Origin of the sequence: Novosphingobium resinovorum (assembly GCF_001742225.1) — a bacterium.
GTDB classification, from domain to species: Bacteria; Pseudomonadota; Alphaproteobacteria; order Sphingomonadales; family Sphingomonadaceae; genus Novosphingobium; species Novosphingobium resinovorum_A.
This window is the reverse complement of sequence record NZ_CP017075.1, coordinates 983,088-997,476: the sequence shown is the minus strand read 5'-3', so window position 1 is coordinate 997,476 and position 14,389 is coordinate 983,088. Positions and strand designations below refer to the sequence as shown.

At 65.8% G+C, this 14,389-nt stretch carries 18 protein-coding genes; 9 read left to right on the top strand and 9 right to left on the bottom strand.

The features are described from left to right. Nucleotides 1-74: 74 nt before the first annotated feature. The 6 genes from BES08_RS04535 to BES08_RS04510 all read right to left on the bottom strand — a co-directional run bounded on the left by BES08_RS04535 (nt 75) and on the right by BES08_RS04510 (nt 4,880). The gene (locus tag BES08_RS04535; RefSeq protein ID WP_008829453.1) at nt 75-719 is read right to left on the bottom strand and encodes a retropepsin-like aspartic protease family protein; all 645 of its coding nucleotides are present in this window, start codon (nt 717-719) and stop codon (nt 75-77) included. Beyond that, nucleotides 716-1,891 carry a CCA tRNA nucleotidyltransferase gene (locus BES08_RS04530; RefSeq protein ID WP_008829452.1) on the bottom strand — a complete coding sequence of 392 codons (1,176 nt, stop codon included), beginning with the start codon at nt 1,889-1,891 and terminating at the stop codon, nt 716-718. The genes BES08_RS04535 and BES08_RS04530 overlap by 4 nt, the downstream gene beginning before the upstream one ends. Next, the gene (locus BES08_RS04525) at nt 1,884-2,504 is read right to left on the bottom strand and encodes a CoA pyrophosphatase (protein WP_036524645.1); all 621 of its coding nucleotides are present in this window, start codon (nt 2,502-2,504) and stop codon (nt 1,884-1,886) included. Before BES08_RS04525 ends, BES08_RS04530 begins: the two co-directional genes overlap by 8 nt. Then, a complete protein-coding gene (locus BES08_RS04520) occupies nt 2,501-3,046 on the bottom strand; it encodes a DUF1285 domain-containing protein (RefSeq protein WP_008829450.1) in 546 nt (181 codons plus the stop codon). Before BES08_RS04520 ends, BES08_RS04525 begins: the two co-directional genes overlap by 4 nt. Before the next feature lie 84 nt (nt 3,047-3,130). Then, entirely contained in the window at nt 3,131-3,661 is a 531-nt protein-coding gene (locus BES08_RS04515) for a GNAT family N-acetyltransferase (RefSeq protein ID WP_008829449.1), read from the bottom strand. Between the two features lie 52 nt (nt 3,662-3,713). Continuing rightward, complete coding sequence (locus tag BES08_RS04510; protein ID WP_008829448.1) at nt 3,714-4,880, bottom strand: PQQ-dependent sugar dehydrogenase; 1,167 nt, start codon at nt 4,878-4,880, stop codon at nt 3,714-3,716. Nucleotides 4,881-4,890: 10 nt separating this feature from the next. On the opposite strand from BES08_RS04510, the gene BES08_RS04505 reads away from it, so the two are divergent. Then, entirely contained in the window at nt 4,891-5,523 is a 633-nt protein-coding gene (locus tag BES08_RS04505) for a ribonuclease HII (protein WP_051211457.1), read from the top strand. Here BES08_RS04505 and BES08_RS04500 read toward each other — a convergent pair. After that, nucleotides 5,520-5,678, bottom strand: coding sequence for a hypothetical protein (locus BES08_RS04500; protein WP_155986203.1), 159 nt, complete (start codon nt 5,676-5,678; stop codon nt 5,520-5,522). The two genes, BES08_RS04505 and BES08_RS04500, sit on opposite strands and share 4 nt — an antisense overlap. A 344-nt stretch (nt 5,679-6,022) precedes the next feature. Here BES08_RS04500 and BES08_RS04495 point away from each other — a divergent pair, with 344 nt between their 5' ends. From BES08_RS04495 to BES08_RS04485, 4 genes are all read left to right on the top strand, one after another. Then, the gene (locus BES08_RS04495; RefSeq protein WP_008829446.1) at nt 6,023-7,156 is read left to right on the top strand and encodes a site-specific DNA-methyltransferase; all 1,134 of its coding nucleotides are present in this window, start codon (nt 6,023-6,025) and stop codon (nt 7,154-7,156) included. Between the two features lie 126 nt (nt 7,157-7,282). Next, nucleotides 7,283-7,435, top strand: a complete 153-nt coding sequence (locus tag BES08_RS32655) for a hypothetical protein (RefSeq protein ID WP_156799761.1) — start codon at nt 7,283-7,285, stop codon at nt 7,433-7,435. A 40-nt stretch (nt 7,436-7,475) separates the two neighbouring features. Beyond that, nucleotides 7,476-8,588, top strand: a complete 1,113-nt coding sequence (gene folP, locus BES08_RS04490; protein WP_008829445.1) for a dihydropteroate synthase — start codon at nt 7,476-7,478, stop codon at nt 8,586-8,588. 224 nt (nt 8,589-8,812) lie between these two features. Continuing rightward, nucleotides 8,813-9,169: a hypothetical protein gene (locus BES08_RS04485; RefSeq protein WP_008829444.1), complete on the top strand. Its 357-nt coding sequence runs from the start codon at nt 8,813-8,815 to the stop codon at nt 9,167-9,169. An 82-nt stretch (nt 9,170-9,251) separates the two neighbouring features. On the opposite strand, the gene BES08_RS04480 is transcribed toward BES08_RS04485, so the two are convergent. Together BES08_RS04480 and BES08_RS04475 are read right to left on the bottom strand one after the other, a co-directional pair. Next, nucleotides 9,252-9,707, bottom strand: coding sequence for a nuclear transport factor 2 family protein (locus BES08_RS04480; RefSeq protein WP_231958214.1), 456 nt, complete (start codon nt 9,705-9,707; stop codon nt 9,252-9,254). 50 nt (nt 9,708-9,757) lie between these two features. Next, nucleotides 9,758-11,176 carry a sigma-54-dependent transcriptional regulator gene (locus BES08_RS04475; protein WP_008829442.1) on the bottom strand — a complete coding sequence of 473 codons (1,419 nt, stop codon included), beginning with the start codon at nt 11,174-11,176 and terminating at the stop codon, nt 9,758-9,760. A 211-nt stretch (nt 11,177-11,387) separates the two neighbouring features. Here BES08_RS04475 and BES08_RS31625 point away from each other — a divergent pair, with 211 nt between their 5' ends. From BES08_RS31625 to BES08_RS04460, 4 genes are read left to right on the top strand one after another with little or no spacing between them, the layout of a single operon-like run. Beyond that, nucleotides 11,388-11,513 carry an aa3-type cytochrome c oxidase subunit IV gene (locus BES08_RS31625; protein WP_081798950.1) on the top strand — a complete coding sequence of 42 codons (126 nt, stop codon included), beginning with the start codon at nt 11,388-11,390 and terminating at the stop codon, nt 11,511-11,513. A 13-nt stretch (nt 11,514-11,526) separates the two neighbouring features. Beyond that, entirely contained in the window at nt 11,527-12,669 is a 1,143-nt protein-coding gene (locus BES08_RS04470; protein WP_008829441.1) for an NAD(P) transhydrogenase subunit alpha, read from the top strand. A gap of 1 nt (nt 12,670) precedes the next feature. Further along, nucleotides 12,671-12,955, top strand: coding sequence for an NAD(P) transhydrogenase subunit alpha part 2 (locus BES08_RS04465; protein ID WP_008829440.1), 285 nt, complete (start codon nt 12,671-12,673; stop codon nt 12,953-12,955). Continuing rightward, nucleotides 12,955-14,382, top strand: a complete 1,428-nt coding sequence (locus tag BES08_RS04460) for an NAD(P)(+) transhydrogenase (Re/Si-specific) subunit beta (protein ID WP_069707730.1) — start codon at nt 12,955-12,957, stop codon at nt 14,380-14,382. Before BES08_RS04465 ends, BES08_RS04460 begins: the two co-directional genes overlap by 1 nt. Nucleotides 14,383-14,389 lie beyond the last annotated feature (7 nt).

Genomic DNA, 14,389 nt, shown 5'->3' with positions numbered 1-14,389 from the left:
TCCGGGCCTAGTGCCTCTTTAGGCGAGGGCGGGCGGCAAGCAAGGCGCGCGAGGCGACGTAAGTTGGGCCCGGATCAGGTCCGGGGCGATGGGGTTTTCGGCGTCAGAATGAGGCGGTTGCCCTCAACCCGCCAGGCTGCCAGCTGCGAAAGTAAGTTCATGCCGATGACGTTGGTATCGACCTCGGTGTCGGGGCCGATGGCGACAGTCAGGGCATTCGCCTCGATCCCGCCGAAGCCCAGCGAATCCGCCGTGCCGCGCCGAGCGACGATCGAGCCGTTGGCGGTCTCCAGGATCATGCCGCGATCCTCCGGATCGGGCTGGATGCCGACCCTTTGCGCTACACGCTGCGAGACGCCCGTATACGTAGCCCCGGTGTCGATCAGGAATTCGACCGGCTCGCCGTTCAGTTGCGCCTCGACCCAGAAATGCCCGTCTGCGCGCATGGCGACGACGGTTTCCTTGCCGACGATCTCTGCCGGGCGGGTGGCGTCGAGCCAGAGCGCCGCCTCTGACCGGCCGTTGTGGCCAGCCAGTTCCGCTACCGTGAGCAGCAGCGCGGCGATCAGGCCGAGGTAGGCGCAGTTGCGCATAATCCGCCCCAGCCGGGGGTTCCCCGCGGCAATCATACCGGCAGCGACCGCGAGCAGGATCGCCGCGATCGTCAGCGACAGCAGCGGCTGCCCGATCAGGAAGCCGGTCAGCTCGTCGAGATTCACGCCAGCGGTTCCTCCGCCAGAACCTCGTCGAGCAGGACATCGACGCGCTCGCCTTGTGGGAAGCCTTCGGCGATCCAGCGGTCTTCGACCCGGCGTAGAATACGCGCCACATCAGGCCCTGCGCCTACCCCGCGTGCGACGATCTGTCCGCCCTTGAGCGGCATCGTCGGTATTTCCCAGCCTGCGAGTGTCGAGACGTCCGCGCCTGCGATCAGCAGTCGATCCAGCGCGCGATCCCGTCCGAGACGATAGGCGAGCGCACGCGGCTCTCCGGGCGATCCCTCACGAGCGGCGGCGAGGGCGAGGCGCTTCTTCTGTGCTGCGGAAAGGCGGAATCGCGCGGCGACCTGCTCGGCCAGTGTGGGTTGCGGCGGCAGCAGCGCTGCCAGTCGGCGGATCGCCTCGGGCGCGATGCCTTGCATGCGCTCGGCCGCGACGAGCACGGCGAGGGCGTCCGGATCGGCTTCCGGCAAGATGACCTCAAGTACACCGAGTTCGCGCATCCGCTGTACCGTCGGCGCCGGATCGGGAAGGCCGAGCAGGTTCATCGTCTCCATGCCCACCCGCTCGCGCGAGAGGCCCTTGAGCGTCGCAGCCAGTTCCGAGCAGGCGGCTTCCGCTTCGGTATCCGCAGGCGAGGAGCCGAAGCGGGCCTGGAAGCGGAAGTAGCGCAGGATGCGCAAGTGATCCTCGCGGATGCGCTGGCGGGCATCGCCGATGAAGCGCACGTGGCGGGCAGAGAGGTCGGCGAGGCCGTCGAACCAGTCGTGGATTTCGCCGCCTTGCGGATCGGCGTAAAGTGCATTGATCGTGAAGTCGCGCCGCGCCGCATCTTCGCGCCAGTCTTCGGCGAAGGCCACGGTGGCGCGGCGGCCATCGGTCGAGACATCGTGGCGCAGCGTGGTGATCTCCACCGGGCCGTGGGGAAGCACGGCGGTCACCGTGCCGTGTTCGATGCCGGTGGGGACATTGCGGATGCCGGCGGCATCGAGGCGCTCGATCACCGCCTCTGGCAGAAGCACCGTGGCCATGTCGATGTCCTTGACCGGCAGGTCCAGCAGCGTGTCGCGCACCGCGCCCCCGACGTAGCGGGCATTGCCCTCGCCCAGCGCGGCGACGAGACCGAGGAGGTCTTCGCGGTGCATCCACGGCGCATTCAGGGTTTCAGGCATTCGAGGATCTTTCGAGCCAGTTCAGGCGACCGGCAAGGTTGTGGAGGATAGCCCCGGTGACACCCCAGATGACGTGGTCCTGGCGGGTGTCGTTCCAGACGATCTCGATGAAACTGTGGCGACGCCCCTCGAACTCTACATTGCGGGTCGCCTGGTTGGCGGGATCGAGCACGAAATCGACCGGAACCTCGAACCACTGCGCGACTTCGGCGGGGTTGGGCCGGATTTCGAGATCGGGGGGGACGATCCCGACGACCGGCGTGATCTCGTAGCCGCTGCCGGTGCGGTAGACGTCGCTGGTGCCGATGACGCGGACGTCGCCGGTGCGGATGCCGAGTTCCTCGTTCGCTTCACGAAGGGCTGCCTCGACGGCATCTTCGCCGGGGTCGATGCGGCCGCCGGGAAAGGCGATCTGGCCCGGGTGCGCGCGCATGTTCGAAGGCCGATGGAGCAGCAGTATACCGGGACGCTCGCGCTCGGTTATGGCGATAAGCACGGCGGCGGGGGTGAACCGCGCAATGTCGTGGATGCGCGGATCGCTCCACAGGCGCGGCGGCGCGTCGGCGTGGCCCGCCTCGAGGCGGCGAGAAACCTTATCGTACAATGCGCTCATGCGGGGACCAGCGCGAAGCGGGCGCCGTTGCTCGTCACCGACAGATCGTCGCTTTCCAGCGCGATCTCCGCCAGTTGCGCGTAAGTGCTGCGATTGAGCCTCGCACGCGTGCCATGGCGGACCGCGACGTACAGCGCGGGTGTCTCGGTATCGCCCTCCGCCGTGATCGGGTGGTCCGGCCCTGCAATGACGAGGTCGTCGGTGTTCAGGCGGAAGGCGAGGGTGCCCCCCTCGCGCTTGACGTCGATCGCGATAAACGCCGCATCCTCGACTTCGATGGAGAGCTTCTGGACCGGCGTGACCAGCCAGTGCTGCCCGTCTGCGTCACAAGTCAGCAGCGAGGCGAAGGCGCGGACCATCGCCGGCCGGCGGATCTCGCCGCCCTGATGAAACCAGCGGCCGTCGGCGGCGATGCGCATCTCGCTGTCGCCGGTCTCGGCGGGCGACCACTGATCGACCGGCGGGAGTTTGCGCGCGGCGACCAGCCTGGCCACCTCGTCCAGGCTCAGCGCGGCAAGTTCGGGGGGAGGTTCATAAGGCATCGTCTCGCGATGCCAGATAGGGCCTCGCGCGCCAAGGTCCAGTGTGGCTCGTGGTGCCGCAAGCTCAACTGCGACCCTGCGCGTTCAGCGGAGCCAAGGACCCAGCATGCCGCGCTCGGGCAGAACGGCGATGTTGGCGCAGCGCACCAGCAGACGGCGCCGTTCGAACGGTCCGGGCAGTTCCCAGCCCTCGGTGCCCTCGTTGGAAAAGCCCCAGAAGCGGCCGTAATACTCGGGATCGCCGATCATGACCTGCGGCAGCGGCGCGCGGTCGTCGATGCTGGCCATGCTGGTCGACATCAAAGCCTGACCATAGCCCATGCCCTGATGGCCGGGCATCACCGCGACCGGGCCGACCATGATCATCGGGAAGGGACGCCCTTCGGGCGTGTTGAGCGCGACCGGCCAGCACTGGATCGTGCCGACCAGCATCTCGGAGGCGTCGAGCGCGGCAAAGCTGAGCGCCGGCAGCCAGTCCGTGCCTTCACGTACTTTGTAGGCCGTACGCTTGTGGCGCTCCGGCTCGAACGCGGCGTCGAGCAGCGCTTCGACGAGCGCGGGATCGACATTGTCGAGCGGAATGATCGTGGCGGCTTCGGAATGGATCTGGGTCATGGCGCGCGCGCGATAGGTGGCGCGCCGCGGTTTGTCGATTCAATTCGGGTTTTCAGCCCGCCGGGGTGAGCCTCAGCAGGTGGCCGCTTTCGGGGCCTTCGCCATCCTCCAGCAGCCAGATCGCGCCGTCCGGGGCTTGCCGGATTTCGCGGATACGGTTGTCCATTGGATAGCGGGTCTCCTCGGTTGCCTTGGTCCCGTCGATCGAAACCCGCACGAGGCCGGTGGCGACCAGACCCGTGATGATCGCCTGCCCCTTCCATCCGGGGAAGAGGTCTCCGCTATAGAAGATGAAGTCGCCCGGCGCGATCACGGGATTCCAGCTGATTGCAGGCTGCGCGAGATCGGGGCGCGTCGAATTGCGCGGGATCGGGCGGCCGTCGTAATGATCTCCGTCGGACACTAGGGGCCAGCCGTAATTGGCGCCCGGTTTGACGAGGTTCAACTCGTCGCCGCCGGCGGGGCCATGCTCTAGGTCCCACAACCGACTCTGCGCATCGAAAGCCAGGCCGAGAATGTTGCGGTGGCCGTAGGACCAGATCTGGTTGGTCGGCGCGGGTTTGTCGGCCCAGGGATTGCCTGGAGCCGGCGTGCCGTCCGGCAGCAGGCGCAAGACCTTGCCGAGGTTGGTGCCGAGATCCTGTGCGGGCGTGAATTTCTGCCGCTCTCCGGACGCCACGAACAGGTAATTACCGTCGGGCGAGAAGCGCAGCCGGTGCGAGTAGTGGCCGCGCCCGGCAACCTTGGGCGTCTGGCGCCAAATCACCTTGAGGTTCTGCAGCGCACATTGGGTTGCACCATTGCAGACGAGGTCGGCCTTGCCCACTGCCGCGCCGCGCGTGTCGCCCGGTCCGGCTTCAGCCCAACTGAGGTACACGATGCGGTGGTCCAGCGTGGTTTCCGTCTGGCCCGGCGCAAACACGAAGTCGCCGAGGCCGCCCTGGCCGCCGTAATCGACCTTGGGAACGCCCTTCACTTCACTGATGCGACCGTCCGGCGCGCGCAAACGGATCGTACCCTTCTTTTCGGTCACGACCAGCGTTCCGGTGCCTTCGTCGAAGGCCATGGCCCAGGGTTCGTCGAACTGCGCGAGCGTTTCCACCTTGAAGGGCGTGCCGGCTTCGGAGGCAGGCGCCTTTTCCCCGGTGGCGGCATTGCCGCAGCTTGCGAGTGTTAGCGCCAGCGGCGATAGGGCGAAAAGGAGACGTCTTGCGAACATGCCGAGCCCAATGCTTGCACCTTTCACGAGTTCCCCGAGCGTGCCTTCGGCAACGAAACGTTACGTGATCGGTGTCGACGAGGCCGGTCGCGGCCCGCTTGCAGGGCCGGTTGTTGCAGGCGCGGTCATGCTCTGCAAGCCGCGCCCCTCCGGACTGGACGATTCCAAGAAGCTTTCCGCGATGCGCCGCTCCGAACTGGAGGCAACCATCAAGCGCCGGTGCCGCTGGGCGGTCGGCGTGGTCGATGTGGAGGATATCGATCGCCTCAACATCTTCGGCGCGACGATGCTGGCGATGACGCGCGCGGTGGCGGCGCTATGTGCTACGCTGGGCGAGGAGCCGCACGAGGTGCTGGTGGACGGCAACATGACGCCGCATGGTCGCCGCGAGGAATGGCGCTGGAATGCCCGCGCGATCGTCGGCGGGGATGCGATCGAGCCTTGTATCTCGGCGGCATCGATCATCGCCAAGGAGCACCGGGACCGCCTGATGCGCGATCTTGCGCTGGTGCATCCGCATTACGGGTGGGAGCGCAATGCCGGTTACGGCACGCCGCAGCATCTTGCTGCACTGCGAGAGCATGGGCCCACCCCGCATCACCGGCGCAGCTTCGCTCCAGTGGCTCAACTCACGCTGCTTTAGGCTGCGAGCGCGAGGTCTTCGGACTTCGGTGCCTCGATCCTGGCCTCCGGAACGGCGGCGTCCTGCGCGGGCTTCTCGGCCAGACCGGCGACGTAGCGCTCGGCAAGGAGCACGTCGCGGCGATACGAGAAGTAGAGTGAGATAAGCGAAAACATCTGACGACCTTTATGGATATGTGCTTGCTGCGCTGCAGCATCGAGGGTCATTTGGGCTTCACGGCCGATTGCTGCAAATGCAACGTATCGGATGGGTGTTGCATAAAACTGCACTATCAATTCCGGGGTGTGACAAAAAGTTATCCACGAGTCGCGTGAGTCACACCCACTACATCTTGAGTCATGGCGATTCGCGGCGACTCAAGATGTAGTGCCGGATTCGTTTTGTTCCGCTTGGCTGAACACGTGAATCACAAGGATTCACCACGAGTCGCGGCTTGACGGCGAGTCTCGGATGAATCACTTAGGGGGTCATATCCACAGTTTATCTCATCGGAGCAGTCATGGGTCAGATCTTGGTCAAGGAACGCATTCGGGCACGGGCGCCTGCGCCCACCCCGAAGGAGCTGCTTCCGCTCGGCCGCATCCTGACCGGGGACTGCATCGAGGCGATGCGTACCATTCCCGACGCTTCGGTGGACATGGTCTTCGCCGATCCGCCGTACAACCTGCAGCTCGGCGGCGACCTCGCACGCCCGGACGGCAGCCACGTCGACGCGGTGACGAACGACTGGGACAAGTTTTCCAGCTTCGCGACCTACGACCAGTTCACCCGCGACTGGCTGACCGAGGCGCGCCGCGTGCTCAAGCCCGAGGGTTCGTTGTGGGTGATCGGGTCGTATCACAACATCTTCCGCCTCGGTGCGATCATGCAGGACATGGGGTTCTGGATCCTCAACGACATCGTGTGGCGCAAGGCGAACCCGATGCCCAACTTCAAGGGCACCCGCTTCACCAACGCGCACGAGACGCTGATCTGGGCGAGCATGGGCGAGAAGTCGAAGTACACCTTCAACTACCGCGCGATGAAGACGCTCAATGACGAATTGCAGATGCGCTCGGACTGGGTGCTGCCGATCTGCAACGGAGCCGAGCGTCTGAAGAAGGGTGGCCGCAAGGTCCACCCGACCCAGAAGCCGGAAGCGCTGCTCTACCGTGTGATGCTGGCGACGACCAACAAGGGCGACGTCGTGCTCGACCCGTTCTTCGGCACCGGCACCACCGGCGCCGTTGCCAAGCGCCTCGGCCGCGAGTGGATCGGCTGCGAGCGCGAGAGCAACTACCGCGAAGCCGCGCTGGAGCGCATCGAGATGGCGCTGCCGCTCGACGAGAGCGCGCTCAAGACCATGCAGTCCAAGCGCACCGCGCCCAAGGTGGCGTTCGGCACGCTGATCGAGACGGGCTGGATACAGCCGGGCACGCAACTGTTCGACAAGAAGCGCCGCCACGTTGCATCCGTGCGTGCGGACGGCTCGCTGGTGTCGGGCGACCTCAACGGTTCGATCCATGGTGTCGGCAAGGACCTGCAGGGCGCGCCTTCGTGCAACGGCTGGACCTATTGGCACCTGGAGCACGAAGGCCAGATCAAGCCGATCGACGCGATCCGCCAGCTGTACCTGCTCGCGACGGAGCCGTGAGGTGGCGCAGCGCCTGGGTTGATGCTGTCTATCCGGTAGACCGAGAACGTCGAAAATCTGCTACTCGAGCCGCTGAAGAAAATTCAGGCCGAACAATCGGCCGCGCGTGAGCGCGACCGGGAGATCATGACACGTCTCGGTTTGCTGGAATCGATGATTGCGCGCATCGGCTGTGATAACGCTCATGCTTATGAGGAGCAGATCAAGGACCGGCACGGGCTCGACGCCTTGAAAGAGCGTGTTGAGCGTTTGGAAAGGGGCCTCGAACTCGGGAACTGAGTTGGTTCCTTATCGTCGTGACCCGAGCTAAGGCGCGGTCATGACCCGCAAACTCTATATCCGCCCGATCGCCCTCGCCGACAGCCCGCAGAGCGAGGAGGGCGGGGCCGTGCGTCTCGGCGGGGCGATGGTCTGGGCGAGCCGCTTCGCGCTGATCCTGCGGGAAGGTGGCAAAGTTATCGCGCGCGAGCGGGTGTCCGCCTCGCAGATGCCCGCTGCGTTGGCCGCGCTCCCCGCCGACCTCGGCGCCATGGCAGAGGCGCAGTGGGCGAACTTGCGCAAGGTGCATGCGCCGATCCAGTGCGGCGCGCGGACGATCCGGTTCGAGCAGCCGCAAGTCATGGGCATCCTCAACATGACGCCCGACAGCTTTTCCGACGGCGGCAGGTTTCTCGACAATCTCGAAGTCGCCGCCGCCCATGCCTCGGCCATGCTGGAGGCGGGCGCGGCGATCGTCGATCTTGGCGGAGAATCCACCCGTCCCGGAGCGGCGGCCGTATGGGAGGGCGACGAACTCAAGCGGGTCGTGCCGATGGTCGAGCGGCTCGCCGCGATGGGCGCGGCGATCAGCGTCGATACCCGCCGCCCCGCCGTGATGGAAGCGACGTTGACGGCGGGCGCACACATCATCAACGACGTCTCCGCGCTCCGCTACGATCCGCGCAGCCTGCAACTGGCGGCCGAGTCCGGCGCTCCGGTGGTGCTGATGCATGCGCCGGGCAAGGCCGAGGACCTGCATTCGGGTGCCGATTTCGACGACGTCGTGCTCGACGTGTTCGACTGGCTGGAGGCGCGGCGCGATGCCTGCGTGGCGGCGGGAATCCCGGCTGACAGGATCATCATCGACCCGGGGTTCGGCTTCGGGCTGACGCTGGGGCAAAACCTGACGCTGTTCAACGCGCTGCCGCTGTTCCATGCGCTCGGCCAGCCGCTGCTGGTGGGCGTCAGCCGCAAACGGATGATCGGGGCGCTCTCTAACGAGGCGCCCGCGCACCAGCGGCTCGGCGGCTCGGTGGCGCTTGCGGTGAAGGCCATGGATGCCGGTGCACACATCCTGCGGGTCCATGACGTGCCGGAAACGGTACAGGCCGCGCGTGTGTGGAGGGGGCTGCGCGATGCCGCGCTGACCGACTTCTCACAATTGCCGCAATAGCCGTTACAAATCTGGACGAGGCATGAACCGCAGGTTTCTGCCGGATGAACGGCAGGTCCGAGTTCTGTGACCCTGTCATCACAACCCGGTGCTGCACTGCAAAACGTCCCGCTGAATGCTCGTTTCGTCCTTTCGCCTGACGAAAATTGCATTCGTGACCGTTTGTCCTTCCGACAGTGAGGCAATTCCGCCTCGCACTGGAAAGCGACAAAGGGGATTCACCCATGAAGCAGACCATCATCATCCGCGCCGCTGCCGTGGCGCTCGCCATCGTTCCCGCTACCGCCATGGCCGTCGTGCCGGCAATGTACGAGGAGCGGGTCGCCCGCGTCGAGGAGAACCGCATCATCCAGACGCCGATCGGCGGCATCGAGGGCAAGCACTGGTTCAACTACCGCGCGAACGTGAACGAGAGCCAGAAGGAGCTGGCCACCGATCTGCGCAAGGCCAGCGACATCGAGGATCAGCGCGACGCCTGGGAGGAATATGGCAGCGAACTGCGGCACGAACGCGGCACTTACGCCAAGGCCATGGCGAAGCGCGGTTACCGTATCCCCTCGGTCATGATCGAGGGTCTCTGAGCCTTTTTGAACAGTCCCCCCGGACAACGAACCGGGGTCGCGCTTCTGGCGCGGCCCCGGTTTTCATAGGTGTTCCAATCCATCATGCGACTTCTACGCGCAGCCGTTCGATGCGGGTGGTGCGCAGTTTCCAGCCCTCGTCGTTTCGTACGTAGGTTTCATGGTAACGTCCCCAGCCGGTCAACCGGGTAAAAGGGCCGCCCGGCGGCAGGAACAGCCGGTCGGTGAAAGCCCATATCCCGCTGGCGGCGGTCTCGCTTTCAACGGTGATGTCGGGGTCATGGCCCTGATGCACGGTGACCATGTGCGGGCCGCCCGTTTCACGAGCGTCGGGCCAGTTCAAGCGGCCTTCCATCACCTTGTTCATGGCGGGGAGGTGGTCGATGCCGCTGGCCGGGTCGGTGCAGCACCCGCGATAGTCGAGCACACAGTCCTCCGCGAGGATCGAGCGGACGAGCGCTGAATTGCGATCGTCCACGCCGCGAAAATACCGGGCCTTCACTTGCCTGATGGCCTCGATCGCGGCGAGGCGTTCCATCGTATCCACGTCCACCTCTCCCACGTTCCTATGCGGGAAGTCTGGACAGATCAGGCGGCGTTGTCGATGCCCAGCTCGGACAGCTTGCGGTAAAGGGTGGAGCGCCCGATGCCGAGACGCCTTGCCACTTCGGTCATGCGGCCACGGTAAAGGCCTATGGCAAGGCGGATGACGTCGGCCTCTATCTCATCGAGCGGGCGCAAGTTGCCGTCGGCGGTGTAGAGCATGACGCCGGAGCTTTCCGGCATCTGGGGGGCTGTGGACAACCCTGTGCCCAATATGTTGAGAAGTTGCGGAAAATCTTCCGAAGTCAGCGCATCGCCGTCGCAGAACACGGCTGCGCGGAACAGCACCGCCTGCAACTGGCGCACGTTGCCCGGCCAATCGTAGGCGGCCAGCAACGAGAGCGCGCCGTCGGCGATGCCCAGTTCGCGAAGCCCCGGCTGCTCGCCGATGCGGGCGAGGAAGAAGCGGGTGAGGGCGGGAATATCGCCCGTCCGCTCGCGAAGCGGCGGCAGCAGGACCTTGGTGGGCGACAGCGCCGTTAGCAGTTCGGGCATGAAGTGGCCCTGGTCGGAAAGGTCCGCCAATGGGAGGTTGCTCGCGGCGATCAGGCGCACGTCCACCCGGAACGAGTGGCGGGCACCGATCGGGCGACAGTCGCCTTTCTTCACCGCTTCGAGCAGGCGTTCCTGTACCGATTCGGGCAGCCGGTCGATCTCGTCGAGGGCGAGGGTGGCGCCGTCGCAGTGCTGGAGCGCGCCGATCTGGCGATCGAATGCGCCGGGGAAGGCGCCCTTTTCATGGCCGAACAGGACCGACTCGATGGAGTTGGCTGGTACGCCGCCGATATTGATGATCCGCAGCGGCATGCGCGAGCGCGGCGAGGCGGCGTGCATCGCGCGGATCAGCATTTCCTTGCCCGATCCGCTCTCGCCCTCGATCAGCACCGGAGAATGGCCGCGCGCGGCCTTGGCGGCGACGGCCAGCGCCTTGCGGAAGTTGGGCGCCGCGCCGATCATCGATTCGAAATCGGGGTTGGACGGCATCTTCTCGGTCAGCGGCGCAAGCTCGTCGCGCGGTGCCTCGCGCGTCGTCGCAGAGCGCAGGGCGTGCATCAGCCGGTCGGGCGCGACCGGCTTGACGAGGTAATCGGTCGCCCCCGCGCGCATCGCCTCCACCGCAAGCAGCGGCGAGGTGCTGGCGGTCAGCATCAGGATCGGGAGGGCCGGACGGCGGGCCTTAAGCTCGGAAATCAGCGCGCAGGCGTCGTCGCCGGGCACCCACTGGTCGAGGATAATTGCCGAAAGCTGCATGCCCTGCCGGGTGCCGAGCGTGGCGATCGCCGTCTCGGCATCGCGCACGATCAGGGTACGCCACCCCTCGCGCGAGGCGAGTGCGGAGATCAGGCGGCTCTGGGCCGGCTCATCGTCGATGAGCATGAGGAGGCGCTGGTCAAGGTCCGCCATGGTGGTGTCGCTTCGTGTCGCCTCTTCGCTTTCTGGAACTTGAACTTACGGCAAACGGGTAAAGAGCGGATTAAGGCTGCGGTTGGAACGCGCGGAACCGGATGTTCATGATCGGTTAGTGACGCCGTCATGGACCTTCTTCGCCCTTGAGCGGCAAGCCCGGCCCGGTTAGTGTCCACTGGAAAGCAAACAGTTTTGGGGAAAAGAGACAATGGCTTCGGGTAACGACATCAAGGCCGCGACCGAGACCTACAACGGCTTCATCAAGGCCGCCACCTGGAGCACCGGGGTCATCATCGTGATTGCAGCGCTGGTCGTCGGTCTGATCGCCTCCTGAGCGGGCCGCGAGTTTGACCCCTCAGCGGCGGATCGCGGTCCTCGCCGAACGCGCGACCGGCGAAACCCGGGTTGCCGCCACACCCGAGACCGTGCGCAAGCTCTCTGCCCTCGGCGCCCTCGTGGCGGTGGAAGCCGGAGCGGGGCTTTCCGCCAGTATTTCCGACGCGGACTATCGCGCAGCCGGGGCCGAAGTAGGTCCCGTCGATTCGGTCTTGGCGGGAGCGGACATCGTTTTCGCGGTGCAGGGGCCTGATCCTGCGTTGCTCGGCAGCGTCGCATCCGGCGCATGGGTGGTTGCGATCCTCGATCCGTTCGGCCAGCGCGCACGCGTGGATGCCTATGCGGCAGCCGGACTCGAAGTGCTGGCGATGGAACTGATGCCGCGTATCACGCGGGCGCAGTCGATGGACGTTCTCTCCAGCCAGTCAAACCTTGCCGGATACAAGGCGGTGCTGGCGGCGGCCGATGCCTATGGCCGGGCCTTCCCGATGATGATGACGGCGGCGGGCACGGTCAGCGCCGCCAGGTGCTTCGTCATGGGCGTCGGCGTCGCAGGGCTTCAGGCCATCGCGACCGCCCGCAGGCTGGGCGCGCAGGTCTCCGCCACCGACGTGCGTTCGGCCACGAAGGAGCAGATCCAGTCGCTTGGCGCCAAGCCGATCTTCGTCGAGAGCGTCGCCGGGATCGAGGGTGAGGGCTCGGGCGGCTATGCGGGCGAGATGAGCGAGGAGTACCAGCGCGCGCAGGCGGAACTCGTCTCGGCGCACATCGCCAAGCAGGACATCGTCATCACCACCGCGCTGATCCCTGGCCGCGCGGCGCCGCGCCTCGTCACCGACGCGCAGGTCGCCTCGATGAAGCCGGGCAGCGTGATCTTCGACCTTGCCGCACCGCAAGGCGGCAACGTCGAGGGGAGCGTGCCGGACCAGGTGATCGAACGCCATGGGGTGAAGATCATCGGCTATTCGAATACGCCCGCGCACCTGCCCGCGGATACTTCGGCGCTCTATGCGCGCAACCTGTTCAACTTCGTCTCCGCGTTCTGGGACAAGGAGCAGGGCGGCCCGGTGCTCGACGCGGAGATCGGTGACGCGGTGCGCCTCACGCGCGGTGGCCAAGTGGTTCACCCGAGGCTGCAGAGGCAGGACAGCTAGCATGGACTTCGTTTCTATCCTGTCGATCTTCGTGCTGGCCTGCTTCGTGGGCTATTACGTCGTGTGGTCCGTCACCCCGGCGCTGCATACGCCGCTTATGGCGGTGACCAACGCGATCTCCTCGGTGATCGTCGTCGGCGCGCTGGTGGCGAGCGCGGCTTCGGGCTCGCCGATCGGCAAGTGGCTGGGGCTGGGCGCGGTGGTGCTGGCCAGCGTCAACATCTTCGGTGGCTTCGCCGTCACCGAGCGGATGCTGGCGATGTACAAGAAGAAGGACCGCAAGTGATGGAGGCGCACTCCGTCAGTCCCTGGGTCGCGGTCGCCTACCTGATCGCCGGTGTCTGCTTCATTCTCGCTCTGCGCGGCCTTTCATCGCCGGCGACGAGCCGGAGGGGCAACCGCTACGGCATGGTCGGCATGGGCATCGCCGTGGTGACGACGCTGGTGACGCACGAGGTCGCCAGCCTGCCGGAAATTCTGGGCGCCATCGCCATCGGCGGCGGTGTCGGCTTCGTCATCGCCCGGCGCATCAAGATGACAGACATGCCGCAACTGGTGGCCGCATTCCACTCGCTGGTCGGGCTGGCTGCGGTGCTGGTGGCGGCCGCGGCGTTCCTCAACCCTGAGGCTTTCGGCATTCTCGGCGCCGACGGCAACATCCTGCCCGTCAGCCGGGTCGAAATGGCGCTGGGCGTGGCGATCGGCGCGATCACGTTTTCCGGGTCGGTCATCGCCTTTGCCAAGCTCAACGGCAACATGAGCGGTTCGCCGATCCTGCTCCCCGCGCGCCATGTCATCAACCTGGGCACGCTGGGCGCGATCCTCGTATTGACGGCGCTGTTCGCGCATTCCGGCGCCGCCGGGCCCGGAGAGAACCCGCTGTTCTGGGTGATCGTCGGGCTGGCCTTCGCGATCGGTTTCCTGCTCATCATCCCGATCGGCGGAGCGGACATGCCGGTCGTCGTCTCGATGCTCAACAGCTATTCGGGCTGGGCGGCGGCGGCGATGGGCTTCACGTTGCACAACACCGCGATGATCGTGACGGGGGCGCTGGTCGGTTCCTCGGGCGCGATCCTGTCGTACATCATGTGCAAGGCGATGAACCGCAGCTTCCTCTCCGTCATCGCCGGAGGCTTCGGCGCGGAAGCGGGCGCGGGCGGCGGCGAGGCCCGGGAACAACGCCCGTGGAAGCGCGGCTCGGCAGAGGACGCGGCGTTTCTGATGAAGGAGGCGGAGAACGTCATCATCATCCCCGGCTACGGCATGGCCGTGGCACAGGCCCAGCACGTGCTGCGCGAGATGGGCGACCAGCTCAAGAAGCATGGCGTGGGCGTGAAATACGCCATTCACCCTGTCGCAGGGCGCATGCCCGGACATATGAACGTGCTGCTGGCCGAAGCCAACGTCCCTTACGACGAGGTCTTCGAACTGGAGGACATCAACGGCGAGTTCGCCCAGGCCGACGTCGCCTTCATCATCGGCGCCAATGACGTGGTGAACCCGGCGGCCAAGACCGACAAGTCATCGCCGATCTACGGCATGCCCGTGTTCGACGTTGATAAGGCCAAGACGATCTTCTTCATCAAGCGCTCGATGGGCGGACAGGGCTATGCCGGCGTCGACAACGACGTATTCTACATGGACCAGACGATGATGCTGCTGGCCGATGCCAAGAAGATGGTCGAGGCCATCAACAAGGCGCTGGCGGATTGAGGTAGGG

What these genes read in the sequence shown, in the direction of transcription:
- BES08_RS04530 (WP_008829452.1), bottom strand. Translation starts at nt 1,891, where the DNA reads ATGCCTGAAACCCTGAATGCGCCGTGGATGCACCGCGAAGACCTCCTC.
- BES08_RS04525 (WP_036524645.1), bottom strand. Translation starts at nt 2,504, where the DNA reads ATGAGCGCATTGTACGATAAGGTTTCTCGCCGCCTCGAGGCGGGCCAC.
- BES08_RS04520 (WP_008829450.1), bottom strand. Translation starts at nt 3,046, where the DNA reads ATGCCTTATGAACCTCCCCCCGAACTTGCCGCGCTGAGCCTGGACGAG.
- BES08_RS04515 (WP_008829449.1), bottom strand. Translation starts at nt 3,661, where the DNA reads ATGACCCAGATCCATTCCGAAGCCGCCACGATCATTCCGCTCGACAAT.
- BES08_RS04510 (WP_008829448.1), bottom strand. Translation starts at nt 4,880, where the DNA reads ATGTTCGCAAGACGTCTCCTTTTCGCCCTATCGCCGCTGGCGCTAACA.
- BES08_RS04505 (WP_051211457.1), top strand. Translation starts at nt 4,891, where the DNA reads ATGCTTGCACCTTTCACGAGTTCCCCGAGCGTGCCTTCGGCAACGAAA.
- BES08_RS04500 (WP_155986203.1), bottom strand. Translation starts at nt 5,678, where the DNA reads ATGTTTTCGCTTATCTCACTCTACTTCTCGTATCGCCGCGACGTGCTC.
- BES08_RS04495 (WP_008829446.1), top strand. Translation starts at nt 6,023, where the DNA reads ATGGGTCAGATCTTGGTCAAGGAACGCATTCGGGCACGGGCGCCTGCG.
- BES08_RS32655 (WP_156799761.1), top strand. Translation starts at nt 7,283, where the DNA reads ATGACACGTCTCGGTTTGCTGGAATCGATGATTGCGCGCATCGGCTGT.
- folP (WP_008829445.1), top strand. Translation starts at nt 7,476, where the DNA reads ATGACCCGCAAACTCTATATCCGCCCGATCGCCCTCGCCGACAGCCCG.
- BES08_RS04485 (WP_008829444.1), top strand. Translation starts at nt 8,813, where the DNA reads ATGAAGCAGACCATCATCATCCGCGCCGCTGCCGTGGCGCTCGCCATC.
- BES08_RS04480 (WP_231958214.1), bottom strand. Translation starts at nt 9,707, where the DNA reads ATGGAACGCCTCGCCGCGATCGAGGCCATCAGGCAAGTGAAGGCCCGG.
- BES08_RS04475 (WP_008829442.1), bottom strand. Translation starts at nt 11,176, where the DNA reads ATGGCGGACCTTGACCAGCGCCTCCTCATGCTCATCGACGATGAGCCG.
- BES08_RS31625 (WP_081798950.1), top strand. Translation starts at nt 11,388, where the DNA reads ATGGCTTCGGGTAACGACATCAAGGCCGCGACCGAGACCTACAACGGC.
- BES08_RS04465 (WP_008829440.1), top strand. Translation starts at nt 12,671, where the DNA reads ATGGACTTCGTTTCTATCCTGTCGATCTTCGTGCTGGCCTGCTTCGTG.
- BES08_RS04460 (WP_069707730.1), top strand. Translation starts at nt 12,955, where the DNA reads ATGGAGGCGCACTCCGTCAGTCCCTGGGTCGCGGTCGCCTACCTGATC.